Origin of the sequence: Frondihabitans sp. PhB188 (genome assembly GCF_003752365.1) — a bacterium.
In the GTDB taxonomy this organism is placed as follows: domain Bacteria; phylum Actinomycetota; class Actinomycetes; order Actinomycetales; family Microbacteriaceae; genus Frondihabitans.
The window spans coordinates 514,516-535,733 of the sequence record NZ_RJUO01000003.1 but is presented as its reverse complement, the minus strand read 5'-3'; the positions used below and the strand labels follow the sequence as shown (position 1 = coordinate 535,733).

The following is a 21,218-nucleotide window of genomic DNA, read 5'->3' as shown; positions in this document are numbered from 1 at the left end:
ACGACAGCCCGTGGTGTCACGAGCGATCCCGACGGTCTGATATCGTTGAAAAGCAGTTGGGGGCCTTGGCGCAGTTGGTAGCGCGTCTCGTTCGCAATGAGAAGGTCAGGGGTTCGAATCCCCTAGGCTCCACGATGCAAATGGCTCTCCCTCTCGGGAGGGCCATTTTGCGTGGTGGTCCTGGACGTGCTTCTCCTGGGCGTCGGTGCTCGTCTGGGCGCCGGCGTAACGAAGCGGCAACGTTCGATGAGCCGGGGTGAAATGCGCCGGGGTTAGCGTCGAAGACATGACGACACCGACGGTCACGAAGCACTACGTCGACCTCGAGCACGGGCAGCTTCACGTCCGGCTCGCCGGCCCGGACGACGGCCCCGCCCTGCTGCTGATCCACCAGGTGCCGAGCTCGTCGCAGATGTGGGAGGCGGTGATCCCGCGGTTCGCCGACCGCGGGCACCGAGTCATCGCCGTCGACCTGCCCGGGTACGGGATGTCCGATCCGATGCCGACGGCCCCGGAGCTCGAGGACTACGCCGCCGTCCTCTTCGCCGCCCTCGACCAGCTCGGCGTCGTCCGGGTCGCGATCGTCGGACACCACACCGGCTCGTCGGTCGGCGTCGCCATGTCGGTCGCCGACCCGTCGCGGGTCACGGCCGTCGCCGTCTGGGGCTACGCCATGGTCGACCCGGAGCACGCCGCCGTCCTCGCGAGCGAGCAGCCTCCCGTCTTCGACGACACCTACGTCGACGACGTGGCCGACTGGTGGCACCGCCGCAAGAGGTGGGCGACGCCGGGTAATGACGGCTGGGTCATGGCCCGCTCGCTGATGGAGTACGTCGTCGCCGGGCACCACCGCCCCGACGGGCACAACGCCGTCGGCCGTGCCGACCACCGCGCCCTCCTCGACGCCGTGACCGTGCCGGTGCTCTTCCTCACCGGCGACCGCGAGATGCTCGACGCCGACACCCGCTCGGCGTTCGAGGTCGCGCCGCCCAGCGTCGAGCTGTACGGCTTCGGCGACGAGGGCATCGACATCGCCGACGACATCCCCGAGCGCTTCGCCGCCGTCGTGCACGAGTTCGTGGCGAAGGCGGCCGCGCCGGTCGCCTGATCACCGTGCGGGAGCCCTGGTGCGTGCCGGTAGCCTGAACCGGTGACCGCCGCAGACGCCGCTCGCATCGAGCTCACCCTGACCAAGCCGCCCGTGGGCTGGTTCCCGAAGCCGACCGTGGTCGTCGGCGGGCGGGGGCATCCTGCGCAGTGGGGCACCGGTACGTGGCAGGTGGAGCCCGGGGCCATCGTGGGCGTCTACCTCTTCAACCGGGTGTGGCGGTTCGGCGCCGCCGAGATCGCCGTCGACGGCCGGCCGCTGCGGTATCGGGCGCCGCTGCTGCCGTTCCTCCGGGGTCGCCTGGTGCCGTCTGAGTGACCTCGCTCGGCGTGACTCCACGCGAGCCTGAAGCGGTCGCGCATGACCTCGACCACGCGTGAAGTCACGGGACGGTGAAGTGGTCTGGAGAGACTTTCCCTGGGCGTGAATTCAGGCCCAGGGAAAGCGGCTCCAGACGAAAGCCCGGGCCCCGGCCCGCCGTGCGGCAGGATGGTCGCGTGCCTCCCGCTTCGCGCCCCGCCCTGCTCGCCCGCCTCCGATCCGACCTCGGCTCGTCGCTCTTCACCGTCGCCCGCCTGAGCGGCGCCGGAGCGTGGGGTGCGTCGGGCGGCGCGGCGCTGTTCCGGGGCGAGCGCGTGGCCGCCCGCCGTGCCCTCGCGAGCCGCACGCCCGCGTCGGAAGCCGAGCGCCGATCCGACACGCTGGCCCTGCTCTTCGTGCTCGGCTACCCGCAGCCCGCCGCCGACGTGGCGGCAGCCCTCCCCGAGCTGGGCCTCGCGGGAGCCACCGAGCTCGGCCTCGTCGCCGAAGACGACGACCGCCAGGTGCGCGCCCTCGTCGACCTCCGGCCCTACTCGTTCACCGACTCCGCAGGCGAGGCCAACTGGTGGATCGCCTCCGACCTCGGCGAGCTCGCCTTGCAGGGGCCTCTGCGCGAAGACCACGTGCTGGGCATCGGCGGCGCCTCGGCCACCCTGAGCTCGCTCATGATCCCGCGCCCCGTCGACCGGGCCCTCGACCTCGGCACCGGCTGCGGCATCCAGGCGCTGCACGCGGCCCGCCATGCCCGTCACGTGGTCGCCACCGACATCTCGCAGCGCGCCCTCGACTTCGCGGCCTTCAACGCCGAGCTCAACCTGGTCGACGGGATCGAGTTCCGCCTCGGCAGCCTGTTCGAGCCGGTCGCCGGCGAGACGTTCGACCACATCGTGTCGAACCCCCCGTTCGTCATCACGCCGCGCACCGAGGGCGTGCCCGCCTACGAGTACCGCGACGGCGGCATGGTCGGCGACGCCCTCGTGGCGCGCGTGGTGGCCGAGGCAGGGCGCCACTTGACGCCGGGCGGGGTGGGCCAGTTCCTGGGCAACTGGGAGACGGGGCAGGGGGCGAAGCGGGGTGCGTACTCGGTGGCCGACTGGGCGGAGCAGGGTGGCGTGCCCCTCGACGTCTGGGTGGTCGAGCGCGAGACTCAAGACCCGGCGGCATATGCCGAGACGTGGATCCGCGACGGTGGCACCCGTCCGGGCACGCCCGACTTCGAGCGGCTCTACGGCGCATGGCTCGACGACTTCGACGAGCGGGGCGTCAGCGAGATCGGCTTCGGCTACATCACCCTCAGACGACCGCAGGAACTCCACGCCGCCGCCCCACCGCGCATCGAACGGCTCCTCGCCCCCGTCGCCGCCGGCCTCGCGCCGCACATCCTGGAGTGTCTGGCCGCCCAGGACGCCCTCCGCGACCTCCCCGACGACGCTCTGGCAGCCGCGACACTGCGCGTCGCCGGCGACGTCACCGAGGAGCGCCACTACTGGCCGGGCAACGACGACCCGACGGTGATCACCCTCAAGCAGGGCGGCGGGTTCGCGCGCTCGGTCGACTCGGGCACGGCGCTCAGCGCGCTCGTCGGCGCCTGCGACGGCGACCTGAGCGTCGGGGCCATCGTGGGTGCGTTGGCGCAGCTGCTCGACGCACCCGAGGCCGACCTGCGGGCCGAGCTCCTGCCTCAGGTGCGCGAGCTCGTCGCGACGGGCATGCTGCGGTTGTGACGCGCCTCAGGGCGGGGCGGCCTAGCGGCCGACCCGCTCCCCCCAGCCGCGCCAGGAGAACTGCGGCACGAAGCCGAGCAGGTCGCGGGCCTTGTCGCTCGACAGCAGCGGCATGGTGCCCTCGATCGACGCGCGGCGCTCGACGTGGGGGAGGAACTCCTCGGCCAGCACGGCGGTGTCCGTCGTCATCACGGTGTCCGAGGCGGCGATGACGAACGCCTCGAACCCGGTCAGGTCGGACTCCAGGGCGAGACGGACGGCCAGCGCGCCATCGCGGGCGTCGATGTACGACCAGAGGTTGAACGAGCGCGACGCGGCGTCGTCGTCGAACGGGAACGCGCCGTAGTCGCCGTCGTCCATCACGTTCGAGAAGCGGAGGCCGAACATCTTGAGCTGAGGGTCCCAGCGGGTGAAGTGGCGGGCCATCTCCTCGTCGACGGCCTTGCCGAGCGAGTACGACGACTCGGGGCGAACGGCGTACTTCTCGTCGACGGGGATGTACGGCGGGTCGACCTCGAACGGCAGCCCCAGCAGGGTCTCGCTCGACGCCCAGACGACATTGCGGATGCCCGCGGCCTTGGCTGCGGCGAACACGTTGTACGACGAGGTCACGTTGTTGGTGAACAGCGCGGCGTTCGGCACCTGGCCCGGCGCGGGGATCGCCCCCAGGTGCACGACGGCGTCGACGTGGTCGTACCGGTCGTCGATCGCGGTGAGCGACTGCAGCACCTGGCCGAAGTCGGTCAGGTCGACCCGAGTGAACTGCACGCCGGGGACCGGCTCGGGCGAGGGGATGCGATCGAGCAGGACGACGTCGTAGCCGTGCTCGGCGAGGTCGCGCACGACAGCGCGGCCGAGCTTGCCGGAGCCTCCGGTGACGGCGACGCGGACGGGGTTTTCGGGTGACGGCATTGTCGGTCCTTCGAGCTCGGTGGGGGAGTGCGGTGGGTACCGCGGCATCGTCTTCACCGTAGCGGAGGCGTGCTCTTGTGGTTCGACGACCACCGGGTAGAGCACGAGAAGACCGATCCTGTGCCCCAAATGGCTGATTACGTACCCCGCGTAGGCAGTTATGCCCGTGGACCGAGTTGTCTATCACCCGGTTTTCACCCGCACTTCGCATGCGTTGGCATATAGGTTGATAAAGCTCTCGGCTGGTTACCGAGGCAACACGTCCACCATCTGGCTCCATGTGCGCGGCAGTCACCTGATCCGATTCCGCTCGCATGGCATCACCAGGGGCGTGCGATGCGCCCTCCGTTCCGAAACTTGTTTCGTCGAGCAGGGGGCGCATCCCTCTGTATTGCCTCGGCGGCTTTGCCGCGGGGTCGGCCGCCGACGCTGCCGCTCGTGAGATCCGTGCCTTCGGCACCGTCCGACCGAGGGATCTCTCGTGCTGAAGAGGCGGCTGGCGCCGCGCGCTCCGAGTAGGCCTGCGAGGATAGGGGGATCATGCCGACGTACCCCCTTGCCGCGCTGCTGTCCCAGTACTACGGGCCGAACGACACCAAGGGCGACGGCGAGTTCGACGCCGACACCGTCTACATGGACTTCGCCACCTGGGCCGAGTCGTCGGGCCGCCCCCTCTACCCCGCCCAAGACGAGGCCATGATCGAGCTCGTGTCGGGCGCCTCGGTGATCCTCTCGACCCCGACCGGAACCGGCAAGTCGCTCGTCGCGGCCGGCGCGCACTTCGTCGCCCTGGCCACGGGCAAGCGCAGCTACTACACGGCACCGATCAAGGCCCTGGTGAGCGAGAAGTTCTTTCAGCTCGTCGACCTCTTCGGCCCGGAGAACGTCGGCATGGTCACCGGCGACTCGTCGGTCAACTCCGACGCCCCGATCATCTGCTGCACGGCCGAGATCCTCGCCAACCTGGCTCTGCGCCACGGCCCGGCCGCCGAGGTGGGGCAGGTCGTCATGGACGAGTTCCACTTCTACGCCGACCCGAGCCGCGGGTGGGCGTGGCAGGTCCCGCTGCTTCTGCTGCCGGAGGTCCAGTTCCTGCTCATGTCGGCCACGTTGGGCAACGTCGAGGCCATCAGCGACGACCTCGGCCGACGGACGGGTCGGCCGGTCGCCCTGGTCACCGGGGTCGAGCGACCGGTGCCGCTGCACTACTTCTACGCGACCACCCCGGTGCACGAGACGGTCGAGGAGCTGCTGTCGACCGGCGAGGCCCCGATCTACGTCGTGCACTTCTCGCAGGCCGCAGCGCTCGAACGGGCGCAGGCGCTGTCGAGCATCAAGGTCGCCACGCGCGAGCAGCGCGACGAGATCGCCGAGCTGATCGCGGGGTTCCGCTTCTCGACCAGCTTCGGCAAGACCCTTAACCGCCTGGTGCGGGCAGGGATCGGCGTCCACCACGCGGGCATGCTCCCCAAGTACCGCCGCCTCGTCGAGCAGCTCGCTCAGCGCGGGCTCCTGCGGGTGATCTGCGGCACCGACACGCTCGGCGTGGGCATCAACGTGCCGATCCGCACCGTGCTGCTCACGGCGCTCACCAAGTTCGACGGCACGCGCATGCGCCAGCTGAGCGCGCGGGAGTTCCACCAGGTCGCCGGTCGCGCGGGGCGTGCGGGCTACGACACGGCCGGCACTGTCACCCTGCAGGCTCCCGAGCACGAGATCGACAACCTGCAGCAGATCAAGAAGGCCGGCGACGACGCCAAGAAGAAGCGCAAGATCGTGCGCAAGAAGGCGCCCGAGGGCTTCGTCTCGTGGGGCGAGCCGTCGTTCTTCAAGCTCGTCGAGGCCGAGCCGGAGCCCCTGTCGTCGAGCATGCAGATCACGCACGCGATGATGCTGAACGTGATCGCGCGCGGCGGCGACGTCTTCGGCAACGTGCGGTCGCTGGTGTTCGAGAACCACTCGACGCGCGCCCAGAAGTACGCGCTGGCGCGGCAGGCCATCTCGCTGTACCGCAGCCTCCGCGAGTCGGGGGTGGTCGAGCAGATCCCCGATCCCGCAGGAACGGGCAGCCCCACCATCCGCCTCACCGTTGACCTGCAGCCCAACTTCGCCCTCAACCAGCCGCTGTCTCCGTTCGCGCTCGCCGCCTTCGAGGTGCTCGACCCCGAGTCCGACACCTACGCGCTCGACATGGTGTCCGTCGTCGAGTCCACCCTCGACGACCCGCGGCCGATCCTGTCGCAGCAGCAGTTCAAGGCGCGGGGCGAGGCGGTCGCCACGATGAAGCAGGAGGGCATCGAGTACGAGGAGCGCATGGAGCTGCTCGAGGAGGTCACCTGGCCGAAGCCGCTCGACGAGCTGCTCGGCGCCCTGTTCGAGACGTACAAGGCGTCGCAGCCGTGGATCGGCGACTTCGAGCTGTCGCCCAAGGCCGTCGTTCGCGATCTGTTCGAGCGCGCCATGACGTTCGGCGACTACGTGAACTTCTACGGGCTGGCGCGCTCGGAGGGGCTCGTCCTGCGCTATCTCTCCGACGCCTACCGGGCGCTGCGCCAGACGATCCCGAACGAGGCCAAGACCGACGAGCTGCTCGACATCATCGAGTGGCTCGGCGAGCTGGTGCGGCAGGTCGACTCGTCGCTGCTCGACGAGTGGGAGGAGATGGTCAATCCGACCGAGGTCGCCTCGCACGACGCCATCGTGCCGCCCACCCTCCGCACGCTCACGGCCAACCACCGGGCCTTCACAGTGCTCGTGCGCAACGAGCTGTTCCGTCGCGTGCAGCTCGCGGCCCGCGACGACGCCGAAGCACTGGGCGAGCTCGACGCTGCCGCCGGCTTCGACGCCGACGCGTGGGGCGCGGCCCTCGACCGCTACTACGACGAGTACGACACGATCGGAACGAGCCCGGCCGCTCGAGGCGCGTCCCTCCTGGTCATCGACGAGGGCGCGACCGCATGGACCGTGCGGCAGATCCTCGACGACCCCGAGGGCGACCACGACTGGGGCATCTCGGGCACCGTCGACCTGGCGGAGTCGAACGAGCAGGGCCAGGCGGTGCTGCGGGTCACGGCCGTCGGGCCGGTCGGCGCCTAGAAGAGCGTCGCGGGCGGCGCCGGGTCGACGGCGGCAGCGTCGCTGACCGTCGTCACGGGCTTGTCAGGCCAGCCGGGTCCGTGCGGCACGGCGGTCTTGCGCTGGAACGCCTCGGCGGCCGTCCGCGCCCGGATGTCGGCGGCCTCGTTCATGACGTGGCCCACGTGCCCGCGCACCCATTCGAACTTCACCCGTCGACCCTGCAGAGCCTCGTCGAGCTCCTTGATGATCTCGACGTTCATCACCGGCTTGCCGTCGGCCTTGCGCCAGCCCTTGCGCTTCCAGCCGGCGAGCCACTCGGTGCACGCCTTGATGGCGTACTGGCTGTCGCACAGGATCAGCAGGTCGTCGTCTTCATCGGCCGTCGCCCGCAGCAGCTCCAGCACGGCCGTGAGCTCGCCCACGTTGTTGGTGTTGCGCGGCCAGCCGCCGGCCGCCCAGCGCTCGTCGTCGACGTACCAGGCCCAGCCGGCGGGCCCGGGGTTGCCGAGGGCGGATCCGTCTGCGGCGGCTCTGATCGTCATGGTGCTCCTAGCTCTCGGGGTGCCCCACAACGGTACCGGGCTCGAGCCGATGCTCCGATCAGAGGGCAGCGCCGTCGACCGGCTAGCCCACCTCGTCCGGGTGCGACCCGACGCGCTCGCCCGAGTCGAGACCCGCGATCGTCGCCATCTCGTCGTCAGAGAGCTCGAACCCGAACACGTCGAGATTCTCGGCGATGCGCGACGGCGTCACCGACTTCGGGATCACCACGAGCCCCGACTGGAGGTGCCAGCGGATCACGAGCTGAGCGGTCGAGACGCCGTGCTTCTCGGCGAGGCCGGTGAGGAGGGGCTCGTCGAGGATCCGCCCGCGTGCCAGCGGCGACCACGCCTCCGTCGCGATGTGGCGGGCGTCACCGAAGGCCCGAAGCTCGGTCTGCTGCAGCCACGGCTGCACCTCGATCTGGTTCAGCACCGGCACGACGTCGGTCTCGCCGAGGAGGCGCTCGAGGTGATGCACCTGGAAGTTCGAGACGCCGATCGAGCGGGCTCGTCCCTCCTCGCGGATGCGCTCGAGGGCGCGGTACGTCTCGACGTAGAGGTCCTGGCGGGGGGCGGGCCAGTGGATGAGGTAGAGGTCGACGAAGTCGACGCCGAGCTTGTCGAGGCTCCGGTCGAACGAGTGGAGGGTGGAGTCGAATCCCTGCTGATCGTTCCACACCTTGGTGGTGACGTAGACGTCGTCGCGAGGGAGGCCCGAGGCCGCCAGGGCGCGGCCCACGCCGGCTTCGTTCGCGTAGTACTCGGCCGTGTCGAGGTGGCGGTAGCCGGCGTCGAGGGCCGTGGCGACCGTCCGCTCGGCGGTGTCGTCGTCGACCTTGTAGACCCCCAGCCCGAGCTGCGGGATCGAGTTGCCGTCGTTGAGTCGGATCCGAGGGACCACGTCGTTCGCCATGTGTCGATTATCGCCGACGCGACGTCAGCTCGCCTGGATCGGCACCGGCTCCGTGTCGGCGAGGGGCCCGGCATCCGTGCCGCGGAGGTCGGGCAGCACGCGCTGGAAGAGCGTCGGCACGAGGACGCCCAGCAGCGCGAAGCCCGCAGCGACGTAGAGCCCGCCGACGGTGCCCGTCTGGTCGATCAGGGCGCCGGCGATGGCGGAGCCGATCGCCGCTCCGATGAGCTGGCCGGTACCGGCCCAGCCGTAGGCCTCGGCCGTGTCGCTGAAGCGCACGCTCGACGAGATGATCGCGAACATCACGGCCAGGGCGGGGGCGATGCCGACGCCGGCGATGAGCAGGGTCACGCACAGCCAGACGAACGACGTCGGGATGAAGATCGTGAGCGCGATGCCCGCGAACACGATCACCATGCGGATCGGCAGCGACCACGGACCGACCGGGAGATGGCCGAGCAGGAGGCCGCCGGCGAGCGAGCCGATCGCGAAGACGGCGAGTACGAAGCCGGAGTTCGGGCTGCCGTCGCCGAACGCCGAGATGACGCCGGCCTCGACGGCGGCGCAGGTTCCGATGAGGAGGAAGCCGGTGATCGTCGACAGGAGCACCGTCGGTCGGGCCAGCACCTTGCCGAATGAGCGCTTGCTCTTCGGAATCCGCACCTGGCCGACCTCGGGCGAGGCGATGAACCAGATGCCGCCGCCGATGAGGAAGGCGGCCGCGGTCAGGATCGCGTAGGTCGTGCCGATCTGCGTGCCGACGAAGGTGGTGATGACGGGGCCGGCGACCCAGATGATCTCCTGCGCGGAGGCGTCGAGCGAGAAGAGCGGCGTCAGCTGCTTCGAGTTGACCATCTTCGGGTAGATCGTGCGCACGGCCGGCTGGACCGGGGGCACGCTCAGGCCCGCCACGAAGCCGACCACCATGTACAGGGGGAGCGTCAGCGGGGCGAGCGCGAAGACGATGAGGCTCGCGAAGCAGACGGCCAGCGTGAGCAGCAGCACCGGGCGCATGCCCCAGATGCCCATCCACCGGCTGGTGAGCGGACCCGAGATCGCCTGGCCCACGCTCGTGGCGGCGAGGACGATTCCCGCGGCGCCGTACGAGTGCGTCACGTGCTCGACGTGGAGCAGGAAGGCGAGCGAGAGCATGCCGAACGGGAACCGGGCGGTCAGCTGCGCGGCGATGATCCGCGCGACCCCCGGCGTCTTCAGAAGATTGGAATAGGCGCCCACGAGGTGACCAGTCTACGGAAGGGGGGCCACGCTCTGCGAGACTCACCTTGGTCCTTGATATGTTGATCTGATGCACAGAATGCTTAGTTGTGTCTGAGATCTGGATCTATCTCGATGAGTCGGGAACGGTGGATTTCGAGCCGACCAAATCGAAGTCGCCGTACTTCGCGTTCGGCAGCGCCTCGATTCGAGGGTCTCAAGCACAATTCCTTGAAGAGTCTGTCCTGGCGCGAGCGTCTCGAGAAGCACTTACGGCCGGTTTTCACGCCTACAACGACTCTCCCGGCACCAGGCAGGCCTTCTTTGAAGTCTTGGGTCGCACCGATGTCCGATTCGCGTCGACGTTCATGGCCAAGTCGAATGCATTCCCTCGGGTGCGCGAACGTCCCAAGATCTGGCTCTACAAATACACGCTCTACGTGCATCTCAAGGCCGCGGTTCCCCGTTTGTCTGCACCGGGCGACACAGTGCATGTGGTCGCAGCCCACATTGACATGGGGGCCAGGCAGGAAGCGGTATGGAATGCCCTCGCGGATGTGTGCGCGCAGTTCGCCGACAAGCGGGATATGCGACCGCATATCTGGCGGAGCTCCTCGTCAGCGGGCTTGCAGATGGCTGACTACGCGCTGTGGGCTATCCAGCGGAGCGTCGTCCAAGGCAAGGATTGCCATCACCTCGAGCAGGTCGTTCTTCCGCGGCAGGAGTTCCGCCATTTTCCTTGGGCAGCCGACGTGTCCTTGCTCGCCTTCGCCAAGCAGGTCCGGTGATCTCGGGCAGTCGATTCCGGGCAGGTAAAAGGTCGGCTATCCCGAAGGGAAGAACACCCGTGGCGTTCTTGTCACCGACCCGTATATGCATCCTAGATGCCTCCTGGTCCGGTGTCGAGGCGTTGACGGATCTCACGGCTCGAGCCGATGCCCGAGAAGGTCGGAGGGGCGATTCACGCGACACGCCGCACCCCCGAAATGGGGGCGCGACGGGTTATCCACAGTTTCGAGTGTCGGGGGTGGGGAGGAGGCTGTGGAGAAAGCCGATTTTCCGGGGATAAGCGCTCCCAACTGTGCACAACCCCTGTGGATAATCCGGCGGTCGTAATTACAGCCGTGTAACACCGGATCTAGTGGTGCCTTCCAATGTCGGCCCCTAGATGTAGTATCGATCCGCAGCACCAACCACACCCCGCAGAAGCCCTTGCAGGCATTCGCGGGTCCGCGAACCGTCGTTTTTCTAGGGGAGAACATGGCCATCACCGTCTACACGAAGCCGTCCTGCGTCCAGTGCACGGCCACCTACCGCGCTCTCGACAACAAGGGCATCGAGTACGAGGTCTTCGACGTCTCCGTCGACGACAAGGCCCTCGAGACGGTCAAGGCCCTGGGCTACCTGCAGGCTCCCGTCGTCGTCACCGACGAAGACCACTGGAGCGGCTTCCGCCCCGACAAGATCGCCGGCCTCGCTGCCGCCATCGCGTAGTTCTGAAACCACCCCGAGGAGGAGTGTCGTGACTCACCTCATCTACTTCTCGAGCGTGTCGGGCAACACTGCGCGCTTCGTCGAGAAGCTGGGCCTCCCGGCCGAGCGGATCCCGCTCTTCCCGACCGACGAGCCGCTCCACGCCCGTGACCCCTTCGTCCTCGTCCTCCCCACCTACGGCGGAGGCGAAGGGCGAGGCGCCGTCCCCAAGCAGGTCATCCGCTTTCTGAACGACGAGGTCAACAGAGACCTCATCCGCGGAGTCATAGCGACGGGCAACACCAACTTCGGAGAGGGCTACTGCCTGGCCGGCGAGATCGTCAGCGCCAAGTGCGGAGTGCCCCTCCTCTACCGTGCCGAGGTCTTCGGCACCCCGGACGACGTACGAGCAGTACAAGAAGGATTGGACCAATTTTGGACGCAGCAGTCGATGACCTCGAGGTAATCGCGGGGCCAAACGCGGGTATGGACTACCACGCGCTGAACGCCATGCTCAACCTCTACGGGAGCAACGGCGAGATCCAGTTCGACAGGGATCGCGAGGCGGCCAAGCAGTACTTCCTGCAGCACGTCAACCAGAACACGGTCTTCTTCCACAACCTCAAGGAGCGTCTCGACTACCTGGTCGAGAACGACTACTACGAGCAGGCGACGATCGACATGTACTCGTTCGAGTTCATCGAGAAGCTCAACGACCTCGCGTACTCGAAGAAGTTCCGCTTCCAGACGTTCCTCGGCGCGTTCAAGTACTACACCTCCTACACGCTCAAGACCTTCGACGGAAAGCGCTACCTCGAGCGCTTCGAGGACCGCGTCGTCATGACCGCCCTCGGCCTCGCCCAGGGCGACGAGCAGCTCGCGATCGACCTCGTCGAGGAGATCATCGCCGGCCGCTTCCAGCCGGCCACCCCGACCTTCCTCAACACGGCCAAGGCCCAGCGCGGCGAGCTCGTCAGCTGCTTCCTCCTGCGCATCGAAGACAACATGGAGTCGATCTCGCGCGGCATCAACTCGTCGCTCCAGCTGTCGAAGCGCGGCGGCGGCGTCGCCCTGTCGCTCTCGAACATCCGCGAGGCCGGCGCGCCGATCAAGCAGATCGAGAACCAGTCCTCGGGCATCATCCCCGTCATGAAGCTCCTCGAAGACAGCTTCAGCTACGCCAACCAGCTCGGCGCACGCCAGGGGGCCGGCGCGGTCTACCTGTCGGCGCACCACCCCGACATCCTGCGATTCCTCGACACGAAGCGTGAGAACGCCGACGAGAAGATCCGCATCAAGACGCTGTCACTCGGTGTCGTCGTGCCCGACATCACGTTCGAGCTCGCGAAGAAGGACGAGGACATGTACCTGTTCTCGCCCTACGACGTGGAGCGCGTCTACGGCGTCCCCTTCGGCGACATCTCGATCACCGACAAGTACCGCGAGATGGTCGACGACGCTCGCATCAAGAAGACGAAGATCAACGCTCGCGAGTTCTTCCAGACCATCGCCGAGATCCAGTTCGAGTCGGGCTACCCCTACATCGTGTTCGAGGACACGGTGAACAAGGCCAACCCGATCAAGGGCCGGATCAACATGTCGAACCTCTGCTCCGAGATCCTGCAGGTCAACACGCCGACCACCTTCAACGAAGACCTCTCGTACGACGAGATCGGCAAGGACATCTCCTGCAACCTCGGGTCGATGAACATCGCCCTCTCGATGGACAGCGACAACTTCGGCCGCACCGTCGAGACCGCCATCCGCGGGCTCAGCGCCGTCAGCGACATGAGCCACATCACGTCGGTCCGCTCCATCGAGGTCGGCAACGACTCCTCGCACGCCATCGGCCTCGGGCAGATGAACCTCCACGGCTACCTGGCCCGTGAGCGCGTGCACTACGGCACCGAAGAGGCCATCGACTTCACGAACATCTACTTCTACACGGTGCTGTTCCACGCGCTGCGCGCCTCGAACAAGATCGCGATCGAGCGCAAGGTGAAGTTCGGCGGCTTCGACGACTCGAAGTACGCGTCGGGCGAGTTCTTCGACAAGTACACCGAGTCCGAGTGGGTCCCGTCGACCGAGCGCGCTGCGAAGCTGTTCGCCGACGCGAACGTGGAGATCCCGACGCAGGACGACTGGCGCGCGCTCAAGGCCAGCGTCATGGAGCACGGCATCTACAACCAGAACCTCCAGGCCGTCCCGCCGACCGGTTCGATCTCGTACATCAACCACTCCACCTCGTCGATCCACCCGATCGCGTCGAAGATCGAGATCCGCAAGGAGGGCAAGCTGGGCCGCGTCTACTACCCCGCGCCCTTCATGACCAACGACAACCTCGACTACTACACCGACGCGTACGAGATCGGCCCCGAGAAGATCATCGACACCTATGCCGCGGCCACGCAGCACGTCGACCAGGGCCTCTCGCTCACGCTGTTCTTCAAAGACACGGCGACCACCCGCGACATCAACAAGGCCCAGATCTACGCATGGCGCAAGGGCATCAAGACGATCTACTACATCCGTCTCCGTCAGATGGCGCTCGAGGGCACCGAGGTCGACGGCTGCGTCTCGTGCATGCTGTGACAACTTAAAAAGCTGGAGGCCGAACCCTTGCAGGGGTTCGGCCTCCAAAGCCCCGGTAGAGGGGACTTCCAACTGGTGAGCTGGATTGTCAACTTTACATGAGTTACCACCGGTCGCCAGGCCGGGCTCAACCGGGGCGTGGAGCCCTGGGAGGGGGTGGAAATCATGGGCAAGACCGTGAATCGAAGTGCAGGTTCGGGTCGATTCGTCAGTAAAGCGGCCGCCGCACGTTGGCCAAGCAAAACAACGACGGAACGAGTTGGAACAGGTACGAGTAACAACACATCGGTGAACCGTTCAGCAGCAACAGGTCGTTTCGTAACGCAGGCGGCTGCGACGCGGAACCCGGGCGGAACTATCACGCAACGCGTGTAGGCCGTGGCTGGGGCGAACGGGCCAACCCCGGGCGCCCCAGCTCTCCAACACATCTATCAAAAAACTCGGAGCAGGATCCAGATGACGACAACGTCCAATTCGACCGATACAAACCTGTCGACAGACCCGGCCCACGCCCTCGGCAAGAGCATCCCGCTCGTGCGCGCCGTGAGCGCGATCAACTGGAACCGCATCCACGACGACAAAGACGTCGAGGTCTGGAACCGGCTCGTCAACAACTTCTGGCTCCCCGAGAAGATCCCGCTGTCGAACGACGTCCAGTCGTGGAACACGCTGACTCCCGAAGAGCAGCAGCTGACGATGCGCGTCTTCACGGGCCTCACCCTGCTCGACACGATCCAGGGCACCGTCGGGGCTATCAGCCTGATTCCCGATGCGATCACCCCGCACGAGGAGTCCGTCTACACGAACATCGCGTTCATGGAGTCGGTGCACGCGAAGAGCTACTCGTCGATCTTCTCGACGCTCGCGTCGACGCCCGAGATCGACGACGCGTTCCGCTGGTCGGAGGAGAACGTCAACCTTCAGAAGAAGGCCCAGATCGTCCTCGACTACTACACGGGCGACGACCCCCTGAAGCGCAAGGTCGCCTCGACGCTGCTCGAGTCGTTCCTCTTCTACTCGGGCTTCTACCTGCCGATGTACTGGTCGTCGCGTGCCAAGCTGACGAACACCGCCGACATGATCCGCCTCATCATCCGCGACGAGGCCGTTCACGGGTACTACATCGGCTACAAGTTCCAGAAGGGGCTCGAGGGCGCCAGCGAGGAGCGCAAGCAGGAGATCAAGGACTACACGTTCAACCTCCTGTTCGAGCTCTACGACAACGAGGTGCAGTACACGCAAGACCTCTACGACTCGGTCGGGCTGACCGAGGACGTCAAGAAGTTCCTCCACTACAACGCCAACAAGGCGCTGATGAACCTCGGCTACGAGCCGATGTTCCCAAAGGACGTCACCGACGTGAACCCCGCGATCCTCTCGGCGCTCTCCCCGAACGCCGACGAGAACCACGACTTCTTCTCCGGCTCCGGCTCGTCCTACGTCATCGGCAAGGCGGAGACCACCGAAGACGAGGACTGGGACTTCTAGAACCGTCTCGTTCAGGCCGAACACAAGCCCCTGAGGGAGCCCAGACACTTGGGATCAGGGAAGAGCCGCTTACCCGGGCGGCGAAGTATCACCTAGCAGGGAAGGGCGTCGGCACAGCCGGCGCCCTTCTTGCGTACCCAGACGACTCGGCGCGGGCCGAATACCATTCCGAATCCGTCAGAGCCCCTTCTTCATCTGCACGGACGTCGTCTCGTAGCCGAGCGACTCGTAGAGCTTTCGGGCGATGGTGTTGTAGCCGAACACGTTGAGTCCGATGGAGGCTGCGCCGAGTTCCTGCGCCGTCGTCTCTGCGAGCTCCATCGCGGCCCGGCCGTAGCCGCGACCGCGTTCCGACTCGGAGATCTCGACGTCGAAGACCCACCAGTCGTTCGAGGCGGAGTCCATGACGCCGATCCACAGGATGCCGACCGGCGCACCGTCGGCGACGACGTCAAACACGTGCTGGCCCGCCGCTGGTACGCCCTGGGGAAAGTACGTCTTGAACGACCTGTCGGCGTTCGCCGTGGCCTGTCCGAGCGTCTCGCCGGCCTTCTGCCGTGATTCGATGTACTCGGACCGCGACCGGTCGAGCCACGCGGTGCGGCGGTCGGCGGGCATGGGCTCGAGCGTGACGGTCATGCCCCTAGGGTGCCACCGTCGACGTCGGCGTGGGGGAGGGGGTGCTGGCCTGGCGGGACAGCTCGTGTCCCGCGAAAAGCCCCGCGACCACGACCGCCGCGACGAAGACGACGAGGATCCCGACGATCGCGGCGACGGCGAGCGGCTTCCGCGGCGAACCCACCCCGCTCATCGGAGCGCCCCCGTGAGCGTCATCGTGGCGAGGGTCGTGGCGGCGACCAGCACCCACAAGATCGCGCCCAGCGCCAGCGGCTTCCATCCAGCCGAGCGCAGCCCCTTCACGTCGGTACTCAGACCAATGCCGGCGAGGGCCATCGCGATCAGGAACGTGCTCACCTGCACGAGCCCGCTCAGGCTGCCGGCCGACATCGGCACGAACGACTTGACGATCGCGATCACGACGAACCCGACGAGGAACCAGGGGACGAGACCGGCCACGCGGCGTGCGGTCATGGGGCGAGCGGCGGCGGGCGAGTTCCTGCCGTCCAAGCCGGCCGACGCCTCTCGGCGCCCCTCGATCACGGCCAGGCCGACGCTGATCGGGATGATCATCAACGTGCGCACGAGCTTGACCACGACGGCGAAGCCGAGGGCCGACGCGCTGAACACGCTGGCCGCGGCGACGACCGAGCTGGTGTCGTTGACGGCGGTGCCGGCGAAGAGGCCGAACGCGTGCGGCGACAGGCCGAGTGCGTGCCCGACGAGGGGGAACACGACGACCGCCGTCACGTTGAACAAGAAGATCGTCGACACGGCGTAGGCGATCTCGGCCGACGCCGCACCGATCACGGGTGAGACGGCGGCGATGGCGGAGGCGCCGCAGATGCCGGTCCCGACGCCGATCAGGGTGCGCAGCCGGCGCTCGACCCCGAAGGCGCGGCCGAGCAGCGCCGCCGCGACGAGGCAGACGACGAGCGACGTGAGCATGACGGGAAGCGACTCGAGGCCGACGGTCGCGATCGTCCCGAGCGACAGCTGAAAGCCGAGCAGCACGACTGCGCACTGGAGCAGGAACTTGCCCGAGTACGCGATCCCCGGCGCCACCCGGGCCGTCGGCCGCCGCACGAGGGCGACGACGACGCCGATCACGACCGCCGGTACCGCCGACCCCACGAGAGGCACGACTCGGCCCACCAGCGTTGCAACGACGGCGATGACGAAGGCGACCGCCACACCCGGCGCCACCTCGACGGCCCGATCGCTCAGGCGGTGCGGGAGGGTCGAGACCGGGGCGATGTCCATGAGACCACTATGCAGGAACCCGGGTCGGTTATTCGGCCGCGAGCGTGGCCTTCGAGCACCGCGTCACGTACGGGACGCCCACTGTTGCCCGGCCTGCCGTGTCGGGGTGCGTCGCCAGCAGGGTCCGCACCCGTTCGAGCTGCTCGAGCCGTTCGCCCTCCGGGAGGGTCAGGATGTAGCTGCGCGAGGCGACCATGTCGATCACCTCGTCGGGCGTGATCTCGTTGACCCACTCGAAGTCGCGGCGCTCGATCTCCGAGAACGGCGGGCCGACGCGAGGGCTCTCGGACTCGGCGTCGCTCTCGCTGGCCGGGGCGATGATCTCGTCGAGGGCGATCATCCACGGGTCGGTGACGATGCGGATGTTCCAGAGCAGAGCGAGCACGCCGCCCGGCCGGAGCACTCGGGCAGCCTCGGGCACAGCCCGGTCGACGTCGACCCAGTGCCAGGCCTGCGCCGCGAAGATCGCGTCGACGCTCTCGCCGTCGAGGGGCAGGCGCTCGGCAGAACCCGGCAGCGCCTGGGCGCCCGGGACCGACCGCACCAGCTGCTCGCGCATGCCCTCGGAGGGCTCGACAGCCGTCACCAGGGGTACGCGGTCGACGAGCATCCGCGTAAGCTTGCCGGTTCCGGCGCCGAGGTCGAGCACGTGGTGTGCGCCCTCGGGCAGCAACCAGTCGACGGCCGTGGCCGGGTAGGACGGCCGCCCGCGCTCGTACACCTCGGCCGCGGCCCCGAACGAGGTGGCGTTGGCGGCGTAGCGCTGGTCGGGTTCGAAGGCGTCTCCGGTGGTCATGAGTCCACCCTGGCACGGTGATTTGGGCGCGTGCACAGGTCTGTGTAGTGTGTGGAATTTCGGTATTTACATTCGTTTGGAGAACTATGAAAATTAATTCCATCGCCCTTGTCGTCGGACTCGCCGCGGCGTCGCTCCTGGCCGCACCCGAGGTTGCGTCCGCAGAGACACCGGCTCCTTCGGCAGCGTCGGGCTCTGTCAACTTCGATGACAGCAGGGTTTCGATCAACTACGTCGTCACGCCGGAGGGCGGTGGCACCTGGACGTACGGAACAAACAACGAGGCCTACTCGAATTTCTTCCACAAAACGCGCAAGCACGGATCGACTGTCAAGAACGGAACCGGAAAGACATTCAGGACCGACGACACGAATAAGGGTCAGACGTCGAAGGCCACAGTCAAGAAGACGTGGAGCGGGAACTCCGCGTATTACCGATTCGTCAAGTGAACATGAGCCGGCCGCCATCCGAGGCGGCCGGCTCTCGGAGAAGGGTTGGGATGGCTCTGCGAATCAGCGTCGGGGCGGCAATCGTGCTCGCCTTGCTTATGGCGTTCTTCTTCGTGCGGACGAGCGACGAGCTCGCGCCGCGCGGCACTCAGACGGTCGTGACCGTCTGGGACAAGGGCGACGGTCGGACCCGGTCCGAGGCCCGACAGCTCATGATCGACGAGGCGCGGCGCCAGCACCTGACGCTCTACAAGAGCGTGACAGCCGCCACTGATGGTGCGACCTCGCGAAAGCTCTTCATCATCAACTCGGAACCAGCAACGGCCCTGGCTACGGCATCGACTGACGGTTATCCCGACTTCAGCCGATCGCAGAGGACGGTGTTCGCCGACGGCAGAGAACTCCCCGATGCCGAGCTCGACGGTATGTACGTGACTGACGCGGGTGAAGAGGGCGCTGACGCCTACGCCCTCGCGCTCAACGCCCGGGGCATGTCGGTCTCGACGCTTCCCTTCGGGGTGGTGGGTATCGGGTTCTGGATTGCCGACGAGGTCCCGATCGTCTCAGTCAGCCTTGCCGCTGTTCTCATGCTCGCCCTGGGCTGCATTTTCGACGCCGTCTCCAGCCGTCGGCGAGCCGCCATTGCACGTCTGGCAGGGCGGTCCCGATCCGTCATCGTCATTCACGAGAGTCTTATCACCGGGCTGACGGGCGCGGTGTCAGCCGTCGGCGCCTGCGTTCTGGGATTCGTCGCCATCGTCGCCTACAACGGGGGTGCCCAGATCGGGCGACTAGGTGTGGCAGCCGGAGTGGCATGCGGCGCCATCTGCATTGTGTCAATGGCATTCACCGCCGCCGCGGTTGTCACCACGACGGGATCCGGTCTCGCCTCGGTCCTAGCGGTCAGGGCGCCGTCCCGACGGATCGTGGTCGGAGCGGCCGGCGTGCACGCGAGCATTCTTCCTCTTGTCCTGACGACCCTGAGCCCCACGGTTCTTGCGGCCGGCACGGTTGCGGCGAACACGCGCGAGCGGCAGCAGTGGGATTCGGTCAGCGACTACTTCGCGCTGTCGTTTCGCTCACAACCAGCCGAATTCGACGAAAGCGAGTCGGTCGTCGCCCGGATTATTCGAACGGAACTCGATGGTGGACGCGCCATGATCACCTTCACTCCGATGGACCCCGACGACGGTTATTCACCAGGTAGGGGGAACAGCCTCATCGTCACGGACCGCTACCTCGACGAAGTAAGAGTCAATCGATCCGACGGTTCGGCAGTGGTCGCGTCGGATCTGCCCGACACCTCATTGACGCTACTCATCCCCGAAACCCTTGTGGAACAGAGCGCCCAGATCGTGGCCGAGTACAGAAGCTGGATCAGCTATCAGGTCGGCTCCGAGGCAGGTGACGGCCGCGAGGCACCGGCTATAGACGTGATTCCGATCGCGTCAGACCAGGAAATCTTCTCATTCCAGACATGGGTCGTGTCTCGCAGTTCGCTCACCGAGCCAGTGATCGCCGTGCTGCCGTCTGAGGCCTCGCTCCTCTCCGACAACTGGCTCAGCTCGACAGTCACCTCGGCGGAGATCCTCTTCGACGACCCCGCCTCCATTCAGGCGGCGATCGACGCGGCGGGCCTCACCGACCAGATCGGCGCCATCGAATCCGTGAAAGATCTCGCCGCCGTCCGGCTGGCCGAGCAGTCCGTGACAGTGAGAGCAAGCCTCTTCATCGGAGGCGTGGCGATCGTCTCGCTCGTCCTGTCCGCCCTGGTCCTGGCGACAATCGTCGCTCAGCGGAGCCGGCGTGCGGTCGCTCTTCGGTTCATCCACGGCGTCACGCTTTTCCGTGTCATGACACCGGCACTCGTCTGCCTGGCCGTGCTCAGCGCGGCGATCCTGGTCGCTGCTTTCTCCCGTGGCTCGAGTGCAGACGGCGTCCGGTGGGCGATGACCCTCTGCGTGGTCGCCGATGCCGCGATCGTGGCTCTGGCGCTGGGCGCGCAACGCCGCACCGAAAGGAATCTCCGATGACCGACCCAGCCCTCTCCGTCTCCGGAGTCTCGAAGGCGCGCGGCGCGAACACCCTGTGGAGCGACCTGTCCTTCGACGTCGCCGCGGGGCAGAGCATCGCCATCTGGGGCCGAAGCGGCTCCGGCAAGTCGACCCTGCTCGACTGTCTCGGCCTGGTCGACCGCTTCGACGCGGGGAGCCTTCGAGTCGAGGGCGACGACGTCACTCGCCCCCACGAGAGCCGACGCCGCGCTCTGTTTCGAGGGGTCGTCGCTCACCTCCGCCAGGACTACGGGCTCGAGGGCTCGTGGACCGTTGATCGCAACCTCGACCTGGGGCTGATCGGCAGCAGGATCAGCCGCTCCGAGCGCGCTCGGCGACGGTCGGCAGCGCTCGACCGCGTCGGGCTCGCCGGCGCGAACCGACGGCGAGCGCACACGATGAGCGGCGGCGAGCAGCAGCGGGTCGCTCTCGCGCGACTGCTCCTGCGCCGCCCGCGGATCGTCCTCGCGGACGAGCCGTCCTCGGCGCTCGATGCGGAGAACGCAGGCCGAGCCGTCGACGTGCTCGACGAGCTGCGCAATGCCGGGGCAGCGATCGTCGTGGTCACGCACGACGTCGATCTTGCGTCGTGGTGCGACTCGCGGATCGACCTGGGAGGCGAGGGCGTGACCTGCCGCTGAGGCACGTCGAGCCTCGCGAGATGGCCGTGGC

At 67.2% G+C, this 21,218-nt stretch carries 20 protein-coding genes and 1 tRNA gene; 13 read left to right on the top strand and 8 right to left on the bottom strand.

Annotation, left to right across the window (positions count from 1 at the left end):
- The first annotated feature begins 59 nt into the window (after window positions 1-59).
- The 4 genes from EDF46_RS11270 (at window position 60) to EDF46_RS11255 (ending at window position 3,153) form a co-directional block, all read left to right on the top strand.
- A tRNA-Ala gene (locus tag EDF46_RS11270) sits at window positions 60-132 on the top strand.
- Window positions 133-286: 154 nt separating this feature from the next.
- Window positions 287-1,108 (top strand): alpha/beta fold hydrolase, encoded by an 822-nt coding sequence (locus tag EDF46_RS11265; RefSeq protein ID WP_123506358.1) that lies wholly within the window; start codon window positions 287-289, stop codon window positions 1,106-1,108.
- 42 nt (window positions 1,109-1,150) lie between these two features.
- The gene (locus EDF46_RS11260; protein WP_123506357.1) at window positions 1,151-1,426 is read left to right on the top strand and encodes a hypothetical protein; all 276 of its coding nucleotides are present in this window, start codon (window positions 1,151-1,153) and stop codon (window positions 1,424-1,426) included.
- Window positions 1,427-1,605: 179 nt separating this feature from the next.
- Window positions 1,606-3,153, top strand: coding sequence for a methyltransferase (locus tag EDF46_RS11255; RefSeq protein WP_123506356.1), 1,548 nt, complete (start codon window positions 1,606-1,608; stop codon window positions 3,151-3,153).
- Window positions 3,154-3,174: 21 nt separating this feature from the next.
- Here the strand turns inward: EDF46_RS11255 and EDF46_RS11250 are convergent, their stop codons facing one another.
- Window positions 3,175-4,065, bottom strand: coding sequence for an NAD(P)-dependent oxidoreductase (locus EDF46_RS11250; RefSeq protein WP_123506355.1), 891 nt, complete (start codon window positions 4,063-4,065; stop codon window positions 3,175-3,177).
- A gap of 633 nt (window positions 4,066-4,698) precedes the next feature.
- Between EDF46_RS11250 and EDF46_RS11245 the strand changes: the two genes are divergently transcribed.
- The gene (locus tag EDF46_RS11245) at window positions 4,699-7,161 is read left to right on the top strand and encodes an RNA helicase (protein WP_233580018.1); all 2,463 of its coding nucleotides are present in this window, start codon (window positions 4,699-4,701) and stop codon (window positions 7,159-7,161) included.
- On the opposite strand, the gene EDF46_RS11240 is transcribed toward EDF46_RS11245, so the two are convergent.
- The 3 genes from EDF46_RS11240 to EDF46_RS11230 form a co-directional block, all read right to left on the bottom strand.
- On the bottom strand, window positions 7,158-7,685 hold the full coding sequence (locus tag EDF46_RS11240; RefSeq protein ID WP_123506353.1) for an RNase H family protein: 528 nt from the start codon (window positions 7,683-7,685) through the stop codon (window positions 7,158-7,160). The genes EDF46_RS11245 and EDF46_RS11240 overlap by 4 nt on opposite strands.
- An 82-nt stretch (window positions 7,686-7,767) precedes the next feature.
- Window positions 7,768-8,598 (bottom strand): aldo/keto reductase, encoded by an 831-nt coding sequence (locus tag EDF46_RS11235; protein ID WP_123506352.1) that lies wholly within the window; start codon window positions 8,596-8,598, stop codon window positions 7,768-7,770.
- Window positions 8,599-8,622: 24 nt separating this feature from the next.
- On the bottom strand, window positions 8,623-9,834 hold the full coding sequence (locus tag EDF46_RS11230; RefSeq protein ID WP_123506351.1) for an MFS transporter: 1,212 nt from the start codon (window positions 9,832-9,834) through the stop codon (window positions 8,623-8,625).
- Window positions 9,835-9,923: 89 nt separating this feature from the next.
- On the opposite strand from EDF46_RS11230, the gene EDF46_RS11225 reads away from it, so the two are divergent.
- The 5 genes from EDF46_RS11225 to nrdF all read left to right on the top strand — a co-directional run bounded on the left by EDF46_RS11225 (window position 9,924) and on the right by nrdF (window position 15,366).
- Window positions 9,924-10,601, top strand: a complete 678-nt coding sequence (locus tag EDF46_RS11225; RefSeq protein WP_123506350.1) for a DUF3800 domain-containing protein — start codon at window positions 9,924-9,926, stop codon at window positions 10,599-10,601.
- Window positions 10,602-11,073: 472 nt separating this feature from the next.
- Entirely contained in the window at window positions 11,074-11,307 is a 234-nt protein-coding gene (nrdH, locus tag EDF46_RS11220) for a glutaredoxin-like protein NrdH (protein ID WP_123506349.1), read from the top strand.
- 28 nt (window positions 11,308-11,335) lie between these two features.
- A complete protein-coding gene (gene nrdI / locus EDF46_RS11215; protein WP_123506348.1) occupies window positions 11,336-11,752 on the top strand; it encodes a class Ib ribonucleoside-diphosphate reductase assembly flavoprotein NrdI in 417 nt (138 codons plus the stop codon).
- A 20-nt stretch (window positions 11,753-11,772) separates the two neighbouring features.
- Complete coding sequence (gene nrdE / locus EDF46_RS11210) at window positions 11,773-13,878, top strand: class 1b ribonucleoside-diphosphate reductase subunit alpha (protein ID WP_123506347.1); 2,106 nt, start codon at window positions 11,773-11,775, stop codon at window positions 13,876-13,878.
- A 456-nt stretch (window positions 13,879-14,334) separates the two neighbouring features.
- On the top strand, window positions 14,335-15,366 hold the full coding sequence (gene nrdF, locus EDF46_RS11200; protein ID WP_123506346.1) for a class 1b ribonucleoside-diphosphate reductase subunit beta: 1,032 nt from the start codon (window positions 14,335-14,337) through the stop codon (window positions 15,364-15,366).
- A gap of 177 nt (window positions 15,367-15,543) precedes the next feature.
- Here the strand turns inward: nrdF and EDF46_RS11195 are convergent, their stop codons facing one another.
- From EDF46_RS11195 to EDF46_RS11185, 4 genes are read right to left on the bottom strand one after another with little or no spacing between them, the layout of a single operon-like run.
- Window positions 15,544-16,005 (bottom strand): GNAT family N-acetyltransferase, encoded by a 462-nt coding sequence (locus EDF46_RS11195; RefSeq protein WP_123506345.1) that lies wholly within the window; start codon window positions 16,003-16,005, stop codon window positions 15,544-15,546.
- A 4-nt stretch (window positions 16,006-16,009) separates the two neighbouring features.
- Window positions 16,010-16,177: a hypothetical protein gene (locus EDF46_RS18345; protein WP_158614224.1), complete on the bottom strand. Its 168-nt coding sequence runs from the start codon at window positions 16,175-16,177 to the stop codon at window positions 16,010-16,012.
- On the bottom strand, window positions 16,174-17,247 hold the full coding sequence (locus EDF46_RS11190) for a YeiH family protein (protein ID WP_123506344.1): 1,074 nt from the start codon (window positions 17,245-17,247) through the stop codon (window positions 16,174-16,176). The genes EDF46_RS18345 and EDF46_RS11190 overlap by 4 nt, the downstream gene beginning before the upstream one ends.
- 28 nt (window positions 17,248-17,275) lie before the next feature.
- The gene (locus EDF46_RS11185; RefSeq protein ID WP_123506343.1) at window positions 17,276-18,043 is read right to left on the bottom strand and encodes a class I SAM-dependent methyltransferase; all 768 of its coding nucleotides are present in this window, start codon (window positions 18,041-18,043) and stop codon (window positions 17,276-17,278) included.
- 86 nt (window positions 18,044-18,129) lie between these two features.
- Between EDF46_RS11185 and EDF46_RS11180 the strand changes: the two genes are divergently transcribed.
- The 3 genes from EDF46_RS11180 to EDF46_RS11170 are packed head-to-tail and all read left to right on the top strand — an operon-like array spanning window position 18,130 to window position 21,187.
- Window positions 18,130-18,492: a lactococcin 972 family bacteriocin gene (locus EDF46_RS11180; protein WP_123506342.1), complete on the top strand. Its 363-nt coding sequence runs from the start codon at window positions 18,130-18,132 to the stop codon at window positions 18,490-18,492.
- Between the two features lie 50 nt (window positions 18,493-18,542).
- Entirely contained in the window at window positions 18,543-20,525 is a 1,983-nt protein-coding gene (locus EDF46_RS11175; RefSeq protein WP_123506341.1) for a hypothetical protein, read from the top strand.
- On the top strand, window positions 20,522-21,187 hold the full coding sequence (locus tag EDF46_RS11170; protein ID WP_123506340.1) for an ATP-binding cassette domain-containing protein: 666 nt from the start codon (window positions 20,522-20,524) through the stop codon (window positions 21,185-21,187). The genes EDF46_RS11175 and EDF46_RS11170 overlap by 4 nt, the downstream gene beginning before the upstream one ends.
- The last annotated feature ends 31 nt before the right edge of the window (window positions 21,188-21,218 follow it).

Excerpts from the sequence above, each read along its gene's own strand:
- EDF46_RS11245 (WP_233580018.1), top strand. The coding sequence starts at position 4,699 with ATGGACTTCGCCACCTGGGCCGAGTCGTCGGGCCGCCCCCTCTACCCC.
- nrdF (WP_123506346.1), top strand. The coding sequence starts at position 14,335 with ATGACGACAACGTCCAATTCGACCGATACAAACCTGTCGACAGACCCG.
- EDF46_RS11175 (WP_123506341.1), top strand. The coding sequence starts at position 18,543 with ATGGCTCTGCGAATCAGCGTCGGGGCGGCAATCGTGCTCGCCTTGCTT.
- EDF46_RS11235 (WP_123506352.1), bottom strand. The coding sequence starts at position 8,598 with ATGGCGAACGACGTGGTCCCTCGGATCCGACTCAACGACGGCAACTCG.
- EDF46_RS11180 (WP_123506342.1), top strand. The coding sequence starts at position 18,130 with ATGAAAATTAATTCCATCGCCCTTGTCGTCGGACTCGCCGCGGCGTCG.
- EDF46_RS11265 (WP_123506358.1), top strand. The coding sequence starts at position 287 with ATGACGACACCGACGGTCACGAAGCACTACGTCGACCTCGAGCACGGG.
- nrdE (WP_123506347.1), top strand. The coding sequence starts at position 11,773 with ATGGACTACCACGCGCTGAACGCCATGCTCAACCTCTACGGGAGCAAC.
- nrdH (WP_123506349.1), top strand. The coding sequence starts at position 11,074 with ATGGCCATCACCGTCTACACGAAGCCGTCCTGCGTCCAGTGCACGGCC.
- EDF46_RS11240 (WP_123506353.1), bottom strand. The coding sequence starts at position 7,685 with ATGACGATCAGAGCCGCCGCAGACGGATCCGCCCTCGGCAACCCCGGG.
- EDF46_RS11170 (WP_123506340.1), top strand. The coding sequence starts at position 20,522 with ATGACCGACCCAGCCCTCTCCGTCTCCGGAGTCTCGAAGGCGCGCGGC.
- EDF46_RS18345 (WP_158614224.1), bottom strand. The coding sequence starts at position 16,177 with ATGAGCGGGGTGGGTTCGCCGCGGAAGCCGCTCGCCGTCGCCGCGATC.
- EDF46_RS11185 (WP_123506343.1), bottom strand. The coding sequence starts at position 18,043 with ATGACCACCGGAGACGCCTTCGAACCCGACCAGCGCTACGCCGCCAAC.
- EDF46_RS11195 (WP_123506345.1), bottom strand. The coding sequence starts at position 16,005 with ATGACCGTCACGCTCGAGCCCATGCCCGCCGACCGCCGCACCGCGTGG.
- EDF46_RS11190 (WP_123506344.1), bottom strand. The coding sequence starts at position 17,247 with ATGGACATCGCCCCGGTCTCGACCCTCCCGCACCGCCTGAGCGATCGG.
- EDF46_RS11250 (WP_123506355.1), bottom strand. The coding sequence starts at position 4,065 with ATGCCGTCACCCGAAAACCCCGTCCGCGTCGCCGTCACCGGAGGCTCC.